The organism is Epilithonimonas hominis, from assembly GCF_003730015.1.
Lineage (GTDB): Bacteria > Bacteroidota > Bacteroidia > Flavobacteriales > Weeksellaceae > Epilithonimonas > Epilithonimonas hominis.
The window spans coordinates 41,237-56,530 of sequence record NZ_RJTU01000008.1 but is presented as its reverse complement, the minus strand read 5'-3'; the positions used below and the strand labels follow the sequence as shown (position 1 = coordinate 56,530).

The window sequence follows — 15,294 nt, the reverse complement described above, 5'->3', positions numbered from 1 at the left end:
TTATGAGTCATCATTTGCTATTGATTATCCATCTTTTGGGAGCCTCGATTTGGGTTGGCGGACATTTGATTTTAGCGGTAACAATTTTGCCAGAAGTTTTGAAAAAAAAGGATGTGGAAATTCTCCTCGATTTCGAACGAAAGTATGAGAAAATAGGAATTCCTGCTTTGCTTTTGATGGTCATTTCTGGCGTTTGGATGTCTTACAAATTCGGAATTGGATTTTCAAATTGGTTTCATTTTTCGAATCCTATAGAAACTGTTATTTCTTTGAAATTGATTTTACTTCTGATAACTGTATTGTTTGCAATCAGCGCCAATTTTTTCGTGATTCCCAAACTGACTGCTAAAACTTTACCTCTGATGGCTTTTCACATTTTGTCGGTTACAACAATCGGTGTTTTGATGCTGTTATTGGGAAGTTTCGTGAGATACGGCGGACTTTCTTTTTGATTAAAGTCATCTTCTTATTTTCTGAAAATAATTGTAAATTGCTTCGAATAAAAATTACTCAATTGAAACGAATTCTTAATTCCTTTACATATCTCTTTATCTTTTCGATAATCATCATTTCTTGTGGAAAAGTCTCTCCAAAAGGAGAAATTCAGTCCAAAGATATTGAACTTTCTGAGTTTTCTAAATTGGATTTGAAAGGAAAATTTCGTGTGTTTTATGTCCAAAGTCCACATAACTTTGTGAATGTAGAAACTTATCCTAATTTCTTTGATAATCTTAATATTGAGGTTAAGGATAAAAATCTGTCAATCACAGAGAAAAGGGAAACTGATAAAGTAGATTTTTACAATATCACGATTTACGGAAAAAATCCGTTCGATGTGATTAAAATAGCTGATTCTGTAGAACTTAACATTTCAAGTCAAATGAAAGTTGAAAATTTCGCACTTCATTTAAAAGATAATGCTAAATTTATCGGTTCAGTGATTTCAGAGAAGTCGGAGATAGAAATGGCGAACAAAAGCCGAGCTAATTTGTTGGGAAAAACGACTTTAGCCAAGCTTAATATTAAAGATACAGCGAGTATTATTTCGCCATATTGGTATATCAAAGATTTGGAAATCGAGTCTCAGAACGGAAATTATGCAGAACTGAGTGTAGATGAAGAAATCAAAGGAAAAATCGGTAATACATCGAAATTGATTTATTACGGAAATCCTTCGAAGAAACTGAAAGTAACTGAAAAAGCGACTTTAGAGAACAAGAAATTGAATTAAAACAAAAAACTATAAATAATGTCAGAATTATCAACATTAGATAAAGCAAAACTTTGGCTTTCCGAAACATTTGACGAAGAAACAAGAAATGCGGTACAAACTTTAATCGATTCTAATTCGCCGGATTTGGAAGATTCTTTTTATAGAGAATTAGAATTCGGAACAGGAGGAATGCGTGGTGTGATGGGTGTTGGAACCAATCGTTTAAATAAGTACACATTAGGGCAGGCTACTCAAGGACTTGCGAATTATCTTCATCAGAAGTTTTCTGGTGAAATCAAAGTTGCGATTGCTTATGACGTTCGTAACAATTCTAAAGAGTTCGGGAAAATCGTTGCTGATGTTTTGACAGCGAACGGAATCAAAGTTCTGTTGTTCAAAGAACATCGTCCAACTCCGGAATTGTCTTTCACAGTGAGAGATAAAAAATGTAATGCCGGAATCGTTTTGACGGCTTCTCACAATCCACCGGAATATAACGGTTATAAGGTATATTGGAATGACGGTGCGCAAATCGTTCCGCCGGATGATGAAAATATCATCAGAGAAGTTTACGCGACTAAGTTTGAGGATATCAAATTCAATGGAAATGATGACCTAATCGAATGGGTTGGGGAATACCAAGATGATGTTTACATCGATGCTTGTATGGAAAATTCTCTTTACCAAAATGTGGGAAGAGATAATCTAAACATCGTTTTCACATCCATCCACGGAACAACTTATACAACTGTTCCAAAAGCTTTGAAAAAAGCTGGATTTACAAAATTGGATTTGGTTCAGGAGCAAATGATTCCAAGTGGAAATTTCCCAACAGTAGCGTCCCCGAATCCGGAAGAACCAGCAGCGCTTTCTATGGCAATGGATTTAGCAAGAATTACTAATGCTGATATCGTTATCGGAACAGACCCAGATGGTGACAGATTGGGAATTGCTGTAAGAAATCTTGAAGGCGAAATGCAACTTCTTAATGGAAATCAGACCAATACAATTTTAACTTATTATATCCTTGACCAATGGAAAAAAGCAGGGAAAATTACAGGAAAAGAATTCATTGGTTCTACGATTGTGACTTCTGATGTTTTCTTTGATGTTGCAGAGAAATTTGGAGTAGATTGCAAAGTTGGATTGACTGGTTTCAAATGGATTGGGAAAATGATACGTGATTTTGAAGGTCAGGAAAAATTCATTTGTGGAGGCGAAGAAAGTTTCGGTTTTATGACTGGAGATTTCGTTCGTGACAAAGATTCTTGTGGTTCAATTTTGACGGCTTCTGAAATCGCTGCTTGGTGTAAAGCTAATGGCACAACAGTTTACGAATATATGATTGACATCTACAAAGAAGTTGGGTTCTATTACGAAGGCTTAATTAATGTCGTAAGAAAGGGTAGAACTGGAGCTGAAGAAATTACGCAGATGATGAGTGATTTCAGAAGTAATCCACCGAAAGAGATTGCTGGTTCTCCTGTAGAAGAAGTGAAGGATTTCAAAGAGCAGACTAATTTCATCGTTTCAAAAAATGAGAAAAAAGTGATGGACGATATTCCTAAGTCTAACGTGTTGATTTTCTATACTCAAGATGGAACTAAAGTTTGTGTTCGTCCTTCTGGAACCGAGCCAAAAATCAAATTTTATGTTTCTGTAAAAGACAGCATCACTTCCAAAGAAGATTTTGTTGCCAAACTTCCTAAGCTTGAAGAGAAGATTGCTAAGGTGAAACAGGATTTGAATCTGTAGTTGAAAATTTTTATCAGATAAAAATATAATCTAAAATATTTTTAATATAAAGTTCTTAATTACTGAAGCAATTTAGTTTTGAGAACTTTTTTTGTTGTATGTCTTGAATTAATCTGTTACATTTAAGAAATTTGCAAATCATAAAAAGTAGAAGTCCGGATTAAGTTTCGGAAAAACATCAAAAAATAAATAAGTGAAAGTATCTAAACTAGCATCTAACCTGATTGGTTCGGAAATTATCAAAATCGGAAATGAAGTTAACGATTTGAAAGCCAAAGGAGCACAAATCTCAAATCTCACCATTGGTGATCTTAATTCAAATATCTATCCAATTCCATCGGAATTGAAACAAGGAATTGAGAAAGCTTATAAAAATAATCTGACCAACTATCCGCCTGCAAACGGTTTACAGTCTCTAAGAACTTCCGTAAGCAACGATCTTAAAAAACGTTGGAATCTGGATTATTCGGCTAATGACATTTTGATTACAGCCGGTTCCAGACCTTTGATATATGCAGTTTTCAAAACGATTGTGGACGAAGGCGATAAAGTGATTTATCCGATTCCTTCTTGGAATAACAATCATTACGCTTATTTAACCAATGCAAATGCGGTTGAAGTTCAGACTCAGGAATCTAATAATTTCCTGCCGACAGCTGATGATTTAAGACCACATTTAGAAGGCGCAGTTTTGCTTTGCCTTTGTTCTCCACTGAATCCAACCGGAACAATGTTCACAAAAGAGCATTTGTCTGAGATTTGCGAATTGGTTTTGGAAGAAAATAAAAGGAGAGGAGCAGATGAAAAACCGCTTTACCTGATGTACGACCAAATCTACGCAATGTTGACATTTGGTTCAGATCATTACAATCCGGTAAGTCTTTTCCCGGAAATGAAAGATTACACGATTTATGTTGATGGAACGTCTAAGTGTTTCGCAGCGACTGGAGTGAGAGTTGGTTGGGGATTTGGGCCGAGTTTGGTAATTGATAAAATGAAAGCTCTTTTGACGCACGTTGGAGCTTGGGCACCAAAACCGGAACAGGAAGCGGTTGCTGAGTTTTTAGCGGATGATTCTGCAGTGGATACATTCTTAGACGATTACAAACAAAAACTGAATACAAGCCTGAAAGAACTTCACGCAGGAATCCAAGATTTGAAATCGAAAGGTTTTTCTGTGGAAAGTATTTCGCCAATGGGAGCACTTTACTTGACGATTAAGTTGGATTATCTTGGAAAAACTGCACCAGACGGAAAAACAATAGAGAACTCCAGTGATTTGGTTTTCTATCTGATTAATAATGCAGGAATGGCTTTGGTTCCGTTCTCTGCTTTTGGAAATGATAAATCAGTGCCTTGGTTTAGAGCTTCTGTGGGCGGTTGTTCTTTGGAGGATATTAAAGACTGTCTTCCGAAGTTGGAACAAGCACTAAATAATTTAAAATAAATGGAAAAAATTCGTTTTGTTTTTGGAAAAAATTCTATCTTTGTGTAAAGAAATACAAAGATGGCCTATTATAAACAAAACGAAAATTCTAAAAAATCAAAAGTGGGAGAGCCAGTTGCTACTTATGGCGTTGGTTCTTCCGTCTTTAATCGATATTCTATACAAGACGATTACAAACTGTTGAAAAAAGCAAGAGAAGGTCTGAAAACAGATGTGTTCTATTTGCTTGCAGATGCTATCAATATGCCGGAGAAAACCCTGGCATCGGTAATCAATCTTTCTCCAAGAACCATTAGCAATTATAGAGATCAGGAAAAAGGTTTGGATCCAATTTATAGCGAGCATCTTTTAAAATTAATCAATCTTTATAATTTTGGTAAGGATATTTTTGGAAACCTTGATGAGTTTACACTTTGGATGAATCGTCCTTTTTGGAATTCTGAGGACAAGCCAATCGATTTTATTTCTACTTCTGGCGGTGTAGATTTAGTGTATGAAGAAATAGAAAAATTGGCTCAGGGTTATCCTGTATAACAATGTTGGTTTATAGGATTGTTCACAAAAAATACGCTGACTCACTTTTTGCAAGTGGATTGGAAGGGAGGTGGAACTCAGAAGGCAAGAAAGTTATTTATACTGCAGAAAGTATTTCTTTAGCCTACTTGGAAACATTGGCGCATCGCAAGGGATTGGGATTCAATAAGGATTTCAGGATTATGATCATCAAAATTCCTAATAATTCTGGTTTCCAAGTTGTTGATACTTCAGCATTATCTAAAAACTGGAGAGATTTTAGGAACTATTCCGATTGTCAAAAGATTGGAAATGTTTGGTTTGATTCCAATGAAAAACTTTGTTTGAAAGTTCCTTCTGCAGTGGTTCCGGAAAATTGGAATGTGGTTATCAATACATTTCATAAAGATTTTAAAAAAGTAAAGCTCATTGATATTCTCGATTTTGAACCTGATGATCGATTGGAACAAATTATAAAACAAAACAAATAATGAAATCTAAAGGTTTGTGAATCCCTTAAAAAACTAGAAAATCTATGAACAAAGTTATCGCAGTTATTCCCGCCCGTTATAATTCTACAAGATTTCCCGGTAAAATGATGGAGATTCTGGGAAATAGAACTATTATCACAACTACTTATCAGAATGTTTTGGAAACTGGTTTGTTTGATGAAGTATTCGTCGCTACAGATTCTGAATTAATTTTTGATGAAATTTCCAAAAACGGAGGAAAAGCTGTAATGACAGGCGAACACGAAACTGGGAGCGATAGAATTGCAGAAGCTGTTCAAAACATCGATTGTGATATCGTGATTAATGTTCAAGGCGATGAACCTTTCCTCAAAAAAGAACCTCTAAAACAACTGATTGACGTTTTTTATAAAGATGAAAAAAAGGAAATTTCTTTAGCTTCATTGAAAATTCAATTGAAAGAATCCGAGGAAATCCGGAATCCAAATAATGTCAAAGTCATTACTGATAATAATGGATTTGCCTTGTATTTTAGTCGTTCAGTAATTCCTTTCCAGCGCGAATTATCTTATGACGTCACGTATTATAAACATATTGGCGTTTATGCTTTCCGAAAAGAAGCTTTGCTAAAATTCTCTTCTTTGGAAATGACACCTTTGGAGATTTCGGAAAAATTAGAACAACTACGCTATTTGGAAAATGGGATGAAAATTAAAATGGTAGAAACTGATTTTGTGGGGATTGGGATTGATACGCCTGAAGATTTGGAGAAAGCCAAAAAACTGATTTAATTTAGTCGTTAATCATGTCAAAATTAACGTTCTTTAAGACAAGAAGCCAATTGAAAATTTTATCTTAGCAACCTTAAAAAATACTGAATGCAAAAAATAATTCTCATTTTTTCCATTATATTTTCCATCGTTATTTCTGCTCAAACTGCAAAAGATATCATTGATAAAAATATAGAAAATTCCGGAGGCCTTACCAATTGGAAACTTCTGAATACGGTTCAGATACAAGGGCGAGTAACTTTGGGAGTTAATGATTCTTATTTAATGAAAATCTATCAGCAACGTCCAAATCTTACCAAAACCGCTATTATAATGGGTGGAAAAGAAACACCTGTTGAAGGTTTTGACGGAAAGAATGGTTATGCTATGAATTATGCTCAGAATAAACTTCAGCAATACACAGATTATATCCCTGAGAATTTTGATAACGACTTTATCGATTGGGAAAACAAAGGTTTTGAAGCAGAATTATTAGGCAAAGAAAAAATTGGAGAACAATTTTATTTCAAAGTAGAACTGACGAAAAATGTGAATAAAACCATCTATTTTTTTGATGTCAAAAACTATATGTTGTATCGCGAAATCAAGAAAGATGAAACTCTGACTTATTCCGATTACAGAAAAGTTGGACAATTATTAATGCCTTACAGAATCGAGTCGTCTTCGCCTAAGAAGGACAGTGATTATGTTATGTTGATTAATAAAATCGAAATCAACAAAGAACTTCCGAAGAATACTTTTAAATTCTAATTTATTAGATGGAAGCCGAAGAAATCCGTGAATACTGTTTATCCAAAAAAGCTGTAACGGAAGGTTTTCCTTTTGATAATGAAACTTTGGTCTTCAAGATCGGCGGAAAAATGTTTCTTCTAGTTTCTTTAGAAAAGCATCCTGCAACCTTTTCAGCAAAAGCTGACCCGGAGTGGAGCGAAGAACTGCGTGAAAATTATCCTCAAATTTCCGGTGCTTACCATATGAACAAAACACATTGGAATTCTATAGTTTGTGAAGGTATTAAGAAAGATCTGATAATAAAACTCATTGACCATTCCTATGATTTGGTATTAAATTCACTTCCCAAAAAAACCAGAGAAGAAATACTTGCTAGGTAAATGTATTTTTTTTAGTTAATATAAATTTCATTTAAAAGATTGTTTTCTTTTTTTTTGTCCTAATAATTCCCGACATTATTTACAATTTTTTATTTTCTCATTTTGAGATAATAAAATTATTTGTATCTTGGACTCAGGAAAATTTTTATTTTTAAAGGATAAAATTTATGATTAAAAAAATAATATTATGTTCTGCGCTTGCCTTTATATCACAGCTGGGTATGGCTCAGACAAAAACACCAATCTATCTGGATGATTCTAAATCTGTTGAGCAAAGGATTGAAGATGCTTTGTCCAGAATGACTTTGGAGGAAAAAATTGCAATGATTCATGCCCAATCCAAATTTAGTGCGCCAGGTGTCGCTAGACTCGGGATTCCTGAGCTTTGGACAGCGGACGGTCCTCACGGCGTACGCTCGGAAGTACTTTGGGACGAGTGGGATCAGGCTGGCTGGACCAATGACTCCATCATTGCTTATCCTGCGCTTACGGCTCTAGCTGCAACTTGGAACAAAAATATGTCCTCTCTGTACGGCAAATCCCTTGGTGAGGAAGCTAGATATAGAAAAAAAGATGTACTTCTTGGGCCGGGTGTCAATATCTACAGAACACCACTTAATGGCCGTAACTTCGAGTATATGGGCGAGGATCCGTTCCTTGCTTCTCAAATGGTGGTGCCATACATTAAGGGCGTTCAATCCAACGGCGTTGCAACAAGTGTCAAACATTTTGCTTTGAACAATCAGGAAACATTCAGACACACGAGCAATGTCATTGTAGATGACAGGGCTTTATACGAAATATATTTGCCACCATTCAAAGCTGCTGTTCAAGAAGGTGATTCTTGGACGATTATGGGCGCTTATGATTTATATAAAGGACAACACGCCAGTCATAATCAGTATCTATTGAATGATATTCTGAAAGGTGAATGGGGTTATAAAGGTGTGGTGGTATCAGATTGGGGTGCAGTTTTGGATACCAATCAAGCGATTTATAATGGTTTGGATCTGGAGTTCGGAACCTGGACCAATGGTCTTTCTGCCGGAACCAGCAATGCCTACGATAATTATTATCTAGCAAAGCCTTATCTTGATCTGATCAAATCCGGGAAAGTTGGAACTAAAGAATTGGATGATAAGGTGAGACGATTATTAGGTCTTGCTTACAAAACTACCATGAATAAAAACCGTCCATTCGGTTCTGTTGCTTCAGAAGAACACAGGGCAGCAGCTAAGCAGATCGGTTCAGAAGGAATTGTGTTGCTTCAGAATCAAAAATCGACGTTACCTATCAATTTAGCCAAAACAAAAAAAATCGCTGTAATAGGAGAGAACGCTATTAAAATGATGACTGTAGGCGGCGGAAGTTCTTCTCTGAAAGTTAAATATGAAACGCTCCCATTAGACGGGATCAAGGAACGTTTCGGCAAAAAGGCGGAAGTTAAATACGCAAGAGGCTATGTCGGAGACGTTGGCGGTGAGTATAACGGAGTAAAATCCGGTCAGAATCTTAAAGAAACACGTTCATCGGCAGAACTAATTGCCGAGGCGGTAAAGCTGGCAAAAGAATCGGATTTTGTAGTGTTCGTAGGTGGACTCAATAAAAGCGACCGTCAGGATGCAGAAGGAATGGATCGGGAATCTTATGGTTTGCCATACAATCAGGATCAATTGATTTCGGAATTATCTAAAGCCAACAAAAATCTGGCTGTAGTTCTTATTTCTGGTAATGCCGTTGCAATGCCTTGGGTTAAGGATGTTCCATCGGTTCTACAATCTTGGTATCTTGGCTCGGAAGCAGGTCATGCTATAGCTGGTGTTTTGGCTGGTGATGTTAATCCGTCTGGAAAATTACCGTTTTCGTTTCCTGTCAAGCTGGAAGACAACGGTGCACACGCAATGGGAGAATATCCGGGAAATAAAGCAGAATTGGCCGCCGGAAAAGGAAAAGATCTGAAAGATCCTATCAATATTACTTATAACGAAGGGATTTTCGTGGGTTACCGTTGGCACGATACGAAAAACATCAAACCATTATTCAGTTTCGGACACGGTTTGAGTTATACGACTTTCGAATATGGAAAAGTAAAAGCAGACAAGTCTGAATTGACTTCGAACGATAAAATCACTTTCACCGTGAATATTAAAAATACAGGTAAAGTAGATGGAGCCGAGGTTGTGCAATTGTACATCAGCGACTTAAAATCATCCTTGCCAAGACCTCTTAAAGAATTGAAAGGTTTCGATAAAGTTTATTTGAAAGCCGGCGAATCTAAAGATGTTTCCATTACCATTGATAAATCGGCGTTGAGTTTCTTCGACCCCGTAAAACATGATTGGGTTGCAGAGCCAGGCGATTTTGAAGCTTTGATTGGAAGCTCTTCTTCTGACATCAGAACGAAAATCAAGTTTACTTTAAAATAAGAATTGAATGTAGATATAAAATAAAGGATGGTTTTTGCCATCCTTTATTGTTTTTATAAAACCGAAATTATTCCGTCAGTTTTTTATTCAAATTCAATTTCTCAATTGATTTTCACATATTCTTATTTTCATTACCAATATTCTTCCTTGTGTTTTACATTAATTCACTTGTTTTATTTAAAAAAAAAATACTTAAAAAAGATCAAAAAAATTTTAAATTATAATCAATTATCACAAGTAATTACTTATCAGAAAACTACCTAATTGAAAATATAAATTTGTATTGCCTAATTCATTTTTTTTTTTTTTCTTTGGACAGTTAAAACCTAATGCGCAAAAAAGTTTAAACACAAATTAATTTTAATTAAAAATTTATCACAATGAAAAAAATTATTTTAGCACTGCTTTTAGCAGTTGGAGTTTCGGGTGTTACATTGGCTAATACCACGAATACTTCTGAAGGTAAAACGGAAGTGAAAAAAAATGAAGTAACAAATAAAGTTTCTGTTTCTGCAGTGATACTTTATCCAATTTATGTTTATACTTCTTGTGGAATTGCTGTACAAACTAATCAAAACTGGACTCCTGCACAAGTTGAGGCATACGGTAATCTAGTGGAAAGCATCCAATGTGGAAATTAAAACTTTAAAATGAAAAACATTACAAATAGTATTATTTTAGTTTTAATATTTGTAGGAAATTTTATCTTCTCGCAGGAATTTAAAAAAGATTCTTTGCGAGGAGATTTTATTTATCAACTTAGAGCTAAACCCGATTCACTAAATTTGAGTTATATTTATGATGAATTATTTTCTCTCCAGATAGGTGATAATTACTCAGTTTTCAATAGTTTAAAATCTTTAAAAAGAGATTCAATCGTAAGTTCTGTAGTTAGGAAAGGTTTTTCTGATAAAGGTACTGCGATAGATTTTAGAAATGTTAGTTTACCTAAAACTAAATATCCCTACACCATAATACAAAGTCAAAATAAAATTTCTTTTTTCGAAACTGTTTTGATGTCACCTTTAACATATAGTGAACCTGTTTTGAAAAATTGGAAAATTTTTGGTGAAGAAAAAAAAATCAGTACTTTTTTGTGTAAAAGAGCGGAAATTGATTACAAAGGAAGACATTGGATAGCTTGGTATACTCCGGATATTCCTTTCCAAAAAGGACCGTATAAATTTTCCGGACTTCCTGGACTAATAGTTAAAATTTCAGATTCAAAAGGGGATTATGATTTTGAACTTGTAAAATCTACTAAGTCATCTGAATTAAAAGGACGATTAATTGTTCTGAATTATAATAAAATTGAAAATGCAACAGAAACTACGCCATTAAAGATTGATCAAGCAAAACAAAATTTGAAAAATAATCCAGTCGGTAATCTTGAGAGTTTGGGTGTAAATGTTACTGAAGAACAAAAAAATAGTTTTAGAAATAGATTACGTGAACAAAATAATAAACGTGAAAATCGATTAGAACTAGAGTTTTAGTGGAAATATTTTGAGAAAGAGACTTATTACAAGACTCTTTTTTTTGTTAAAAATCATAACTTTCAGTCAATCTTTTATCTTCATCCAACTTTTCAATCAGCTTTTCCAGACCTTCGAATTTGATTTCATCGTGGAGAAAGTCTCGAAATTTAATGGTGATTTGTTGATCATAAATATCTTGGTCAAAATCCAAAATATAAACTTCGGTGTGTAAAGATTTGCTTTTGTCATCTATTGTAGGATTGGTTCCGATGCTCAGCATTCCTTTGTAGAATTGATTATCCACATAAACTTCAACAATATAAGCTCCGCTTTTAGGTAATAATTTGTTGATTGGAACTTCGATATTCGCAGTTGGATAACCAATGGTTCTTCCCAATTTTTTCCCGTGGATTACTTTTCCTGTCAGAGGATAATTGTAGCCCAGCATTTCATTAGCAACTTTGATTCTGCCTTCTGATAAAGCAATTCTGATTTTTGTAGAACTCACATTAAGATCATTTTTTTGTACAGCCTCCAATTGATTCACCTTAAAACCTAATTCATCAGAAAGGGATTTCAGTAATTCAAAATTTCCGCTTTTATTTTTCCCGAAAGTATGATCGTGACCAATGATGATATGTTTTACATTGAGCTTTTGAATCAGGACTTGTTCGCAAAACTCAGTTCCGGTAAGATTTCGGAATTCTTCATCAAATGTCTTTAGAAAGATATTTTGGATGCCGCTTTTTTCTAGAAGTTCTAATTTTTCTTCCAAAGTATTCAGCATTTTAACATCATCGTCCGGATTAAGAAACTTTCTTGGATGCGGCCAAAAACTTAAGATAGCAGATTCCAGATGTTCTTTTTTCGCTATTTTATTTAAAGTATTGATGATAGATAAATGCCCCAAATGTACACCGTCGAACATTCCTAATGATAATGCTAACGGCGTTTTGTCATGGTAATCTGTAAGATCTCTTATGATTTTCAAATTCTGATTTTTTTTGCAGATGATAAAAAATCTGCGCGTGTAAAAATACACCTAAATAGGGTGTTCATAAATGTCATACAAATATGATAAAAATCTTTTTTTCTGACAACGCTCATTTATAAACTTTTATTATCTTTGCGCACAAGTAAAAATTTAGTAATGGCAAACCAAATTAAAGGAAAAATTTCACAAATTATTGGACCGGTTATCGACGTGGTTTTTAATGAAGTTGAAGAATTACCAAAAATATATGACGCTTTAGAGATCATCAAGCACAACGGCGAGAAAGTTGTACTAGAGGTAGAGCAGCACATTGGAGAAGATATGGTAAGATGTATCGCAATGGATGCTACGGATGGTCTTCAGAGAGGTCAGGAAGTTACCGGTACAGGTAAGCAAATCACTATGCCAGTAGGGGAAGAAGTTAATGGACGTCTTTTCAACGTGGTAGGTGATGCTATCGACGGGATCCAGACTTTGTCAAAAGAAGGAGGTTTGCCAATCCACAGAGAAGCACCAAAATTCGATCAATTGTCAACTTCTGCTGAAGTTCTTTTCACAGGAATCAAAGTAATCGACCTTGTTGAGCCTTATGCAAAAGGAGGTAAAATTGGATTGTTCGGTGGAGCAGGTGTAGGAAAAACAGTATTGATCCAGGAATTGATTAACAACATTGCAAAAGGACACGGTGGTCTTTCTGTATTCGCAGGAGTAGGAGAAAGAACAAGAGAAGGAAATGACCTTTTGAGAGAGATGTTGGAATCCGGGATTATCAAATATGGTGATGAGTTTATGCACTCTATGGAAAATGGAGGCTGGGATCTTTCCAAAGTAGATTTGGAAGCGATGAAAGATTCTAAAGCAGCTTTCGTTTTCGGACAGATGAATGAGCCACCAGGAGCAAGAGCGAGAGTAGCATTGTCTGGTCTTACTTTGGCTGAATATTATAGAGATGGAGGAGAAACTGGTCAAGGTAGAGACGTATTGTTCTTCGTAGATAATATCTTCCGTTTTACACAAGCTGGTTCTGAGGTATCTGCACTTTTGGGTCGTATGCCATCAGCGGTAGGTTACCAGCCAACATTGGCATCTGAAATGGGTGCGATGCAAGAAAGAATTACTTCTACTAAAAACGGTTCAATTACATCAGTACAAGCGGTTTACGTACCTGCGGATGACTTAACTGACCCGGCTCCGGCAACTACGTTTGCTCACTTAGATGCAACTACGGTATTAGATAGAAAAATTGCTTCATTAGGTATTTATCCGGCGGTAGATCCATTGGCTTCTACATCAAGAATTTTGGCTCCGGAAATCATCGGTGAAGAACATTATAACTGTGCTCAAAGAGTAAAAGAAATTCTTCAGAGATACAAAGCATTGCAGGATATCATTGCGATCCTTGGTATGGAAGAATTGTCTGAAGAAGATAAATTGGTAGTTTATAGAGCGAGAAAAGTACAGAGATTCTTATCTCAGCCTTTCCACGTTGCTGAGCAGTTTACAGGGATCCCGGGATCTTTGGTAGATATCAAAGATACCATCAAAGGGTTTAATATGATCATCGACGGTGAGCTGGATCAGTATCCTGAAGCAGCATTCAACCTGAAAGGAACCATCGAAGAAGCTATTGCTGCAGGACAGAAAATGCTTGCTGAAAACGCATAAATTAAGATTATAGACGGATAGATTATAGACTAAAGACTTTAAAGTTAAAAATCTATCATCTTTTATCTATCATCTCTTATCTTTAAAACAATGAATATAAAAATTTTAACTCCGGAATATATAGTTTTTGATGGCGATGTAGAGTCTGTTCTATTGCCTGGAAAAAGCGGCCAGTTCCAGATTTTTAAGAACCACGCGGCGATAGTTTCTGCCTTGGTAAACGGTAAAGTGAAGATCTACACAGACAAAGTCGGTGCAGCTTACGAAAAATACCTGACCAAAGAAACAGAAGCCAAGTCTGCTTTCTCCTATGAGATCAAAAGTGGCGTTCTTGAATTTAACAACGATAAAGGTATTATTCTTTGCGAATAAGCCAAAACAACAACAATAAGAAAGCGAACTAGTGATGGTTCGCTTTTTTATTTAATTTTTATTAAATGAGTAAATTATATGTTCAATTATTCATTATTAAAATCTTCATAATTATTCATAAAATCATCTTCCATTTCATGATATTTTTCAGAAATTCTGTCAAAATCTTCTGGATTTATCATATCATAATAGTCTTCTGGCTTATATGTAGTTCTTCTGGTATATGGATTAGCTAAATCAACTACAGCTAAAGCATTATATCCTTCAATTTTAAGTTCGCAAGCTATACAGCTGAATTTAGTAGGGAGTATTGATTGTCTGACAACAATCTTGTCTACTGTTGCTTCAATATTTTGTTTACCATAAGATTCTCCTATAACTGTTGCTAAACTATTACAAGCTGGACAATTTACTCGATGATGTCCTCTATAAGCAAGTCTGTCACTACTTTTTGTAGCTTCTTCTTTTAATACCGCTTGATCATCTGTAGGTTTACCTTCAAAAACCTTTTTGTGCGCAGCAATAAGAGATTTAGTTTTACCTGTCACTTCTTCTTGAACTTCAGATAATATCATATTTGCTTCTTTCTCTACATCATCTCCAAGCAGAGAATTTAATGATTCACCTTGAAATTCACTTAAAATTTTACAGCATTTATAAAAATCTGCTAGCCAGCGAGACGCAGGGTATTCATCAAACGCTGAACTACCTGTATGTAATTCTTCATTTCTTTGATTAATTATTGCTGATGAAACTTTAAAATGGTATTCTGTAAAATCGGTTATTAAAGTCTGACATAATGATAAAACTTGAATTGTTATTAGTGATTTTCTTTTACTTTTAGAAACACCTAGATTCAAAGCATGCAGTAAATTTTGATGGCTTGCATCAGGATCGGCTAATAAGGTAGGACTTATGTAAGCTAATGATGATCTCGTTAATAATTCAAGCCCCATAGCACACCAAAGCCCAAAAAATGGACTTTCTTTGTCTTCATCGAAAGCTTTTTCAAAAAATAATTTTGATTTTTTAAATAATGGTTCTCTTTCCCAGCTCAT

General features: G+C 35.1%; 16 protein-coding genes. 14 read left to right on the top strand and 2 right to left on the bottom strand.

The features are described 5' to 3' along the window. Window positions 1-2: 2 nt before the first annotated feature. From EGH73_RS00590 to EGH73_RS00530, 12 genes are all read left to right on the top strand, one after another. Window positions 3-452 carry a copper resistance protein CopD gene (locus tag EGH73_RS00590; RefSeq protein ID WP_089769470.1) on the top strand — a complete coding sequence of 150 codons (450 nt, stop codon included), beginning with the start codon at window positions 3-5 and terminating at the stop codon, window positions 450-452. 62 nt (window positions 453-514) lie between these two features. After that, a complete protein-coding gene (locus EGH73_RS00585; protein ID WP_394338727.1) occupies window positions 515-1,231 on the top strand; it encodes a GIN domain-containing protein in 717 nt (238 codons plus the stop codon). 18 nt (window positions 1,232-1,249) lie between these two features. Further along, window positions 1,250-2,968 (top strand): phospho-sugar mutase, encoded by a 1,719-nt coding sequence (locus tag EGH73_RS00580; RefSeq protein ID WP_123280205.1) that lies wholly within the window; start codon window positions 1,250-1,252, stop codon window positions 2,966-2,968. Between the two features lie 193 nt (window positions 2,969-3,161). Continuing rightward, window positions 3,162-4,415 carry a pyridoxal phosphate-dependent aminotransferase gene (locus EGH73_RS00575; protein WP_123280204.1) on the top strand — a complete coding sequence of 418 codons (1,254 nt, stop codon included), beginning with the start codon at window positions 3,162-3,164 and terminating at the stop codon, window positions 4,413-4,415. A gap of 60 nt (window positions 4,416-4,475) precedes the next feature. Continuing rightward, window positions 4,476-4,949, top strand: a complete 474-nt coding sequence (locus EGH73_RS00570; RefSeq protein WP_089769478.1) for an antitoxin Xre-like helix-turn-helix domain-containing protein — start codon at window positions 4,476-4,478, stop codon at window positions 4,947-4,949. A gap of 2 nt (window positions 4,950-4,951) precedes the next feature. Further along, window positions 4,952-5,419, top strand: a complete 468-nt coding sequence (locus EGH73_RS00565; RefSeq protein WP_123280203.1) for an RES family NAD+ phosphorylase — start codon at window positions 4,952-4,954, stop codon at window positions 5,417-5,419. Window positions 5,420-5,463: 44 nt separating this feature from the next. Continuing rightward, window positions 5,464-6,189: a 3-deoxy-manno-octulosonate cytidylyltransferase gene (gene kdsB / locus EGH73_RS00560; RefSeq protein WP_089769480.1), complete on the top strand. Its 726-nt coding sequence runs from the start codon at window positions 5,464-5,466 to the stop codon at window positions 6,187-6,189. A gap of 87 nt (window positions 6,190-6,276) precedes the next feature. After that, on the top strand, window positions 6,277-6,939 hold the full coding sequence (locus EGH73_RS00555; RefSeq protein ID WP_123280202.1) for a histidine kinase: 663 nt from the start codon (window positions 6,277-6,279) through the stop codon (window positions 6,937-6,939). A gap of 8 nt (window positions 6,940-6,947) precedes the next feature. After that, window positions 6,948-7,301, top strand: a complete 354-nt coding sequence (locus EGH73_RS00550) for an MmcQ/YjbR family DNA-binding protein (protein WP_123280201.1) — start codon at window positions 6,948-6,950, stop codon at window positions 7,299-7,301. Between the two features lie 167 nt (window positions 7,302-7,468). Next, entirely contained in the window at window positions 7,469-9,727 is a 2,259-nt protein-coding gene (locus EGH73_RS00545) for a glycoside hydrolase family 3 C-terminal domain-containing protein (RefSeq protein ID WP_123280200.1), read from the top strand. Between the two features lie 380 nt (window positions 9,728-10,107). After that, on the top strand, window positions 10,108-10,368 hold the full coding sequence (locus EGH73_RS00535) for a hypothetical protein (RefSeq protein WP_123280198.1): 261 nt from the start codon (window positions 10,108-10,110) through the stop codon (window positions 10,366-10,368). Between the two features lie 9 nt (window positions 10,369-10,377). Continuing rightward, window positions 10,378-11,223 carry a GLPGLI family protein gene (locus tag EGH73_RS00530; RefSeq protein ID WP_089769489.1) on the top strand — a complete coding sequence of 282 codons (846 nt, stop codon included), beginning with the start codon at window positions 10,378-10,380 and terminating at the stop codon, window positions 11,221-11,223. 46 nt (window positions 11,224-11,269) lie between these two features. On the opposite strand, the gene EGH73_RS00525 is transcribed toward EGH73_RS00530, so the two are convergent. Further along, window positions 11,270-12,196: a bifunctional riboflavin kinase/FAD synthetase gene (locus EGH73_RS00525; protein WP_123280251.1), complete on the bottom strand. Its 927-nt coding sequence runs from the start codon at window positions 12,194-12,196 to the stop codon at window positions 11,270-11,272. 159 nt (window positions 12,197-12,355) lie between these two features. On the opposite strand from EGH73_RS00525, the gene atpD reads away from it, so the two are divergent. Beyond that, window positions 12,356-13,864: a F0F1 ATP synthase subunit beta gene (gene atpD, locus EGH73_RS00520; protein WP_089769491.1), complete on the top strand. Its 1,509-nt coding sequence runs from the start codon at window positions 12,356-12,358 to the stop codon at window positions 13,862-13,864. A 90-nt stretch (window positions 13,865-13,954) separates the two neighbouring features. Next, on the top strand, window positions 13,955-14,236 hold the full coding sequence (locus EGH73_RS00515) for a FoF1 ATP synthase subunit delta/epsilon (protein WP_123280197.1): 282 nt from the start codon (window positions 13,955-13,957) through the stop codon (window positions 14,234-14,236). 86 nt (window positions 14,237-14,322) lie between these two features. On the opposite strand, the gene EGH73_RS00510 is transcribed toward EGH73_RS00515, so the two are convergent. Then, on the bottom strand, window positions 14,323-15,294 hold the full coding sequence (locus EGH73_RS00510) for a hypothetical protein (protein WP_123280196.1): 972 nt from the start codon (window positions 15,292-15,294) through the stop codon (window positions 14,323-14,325).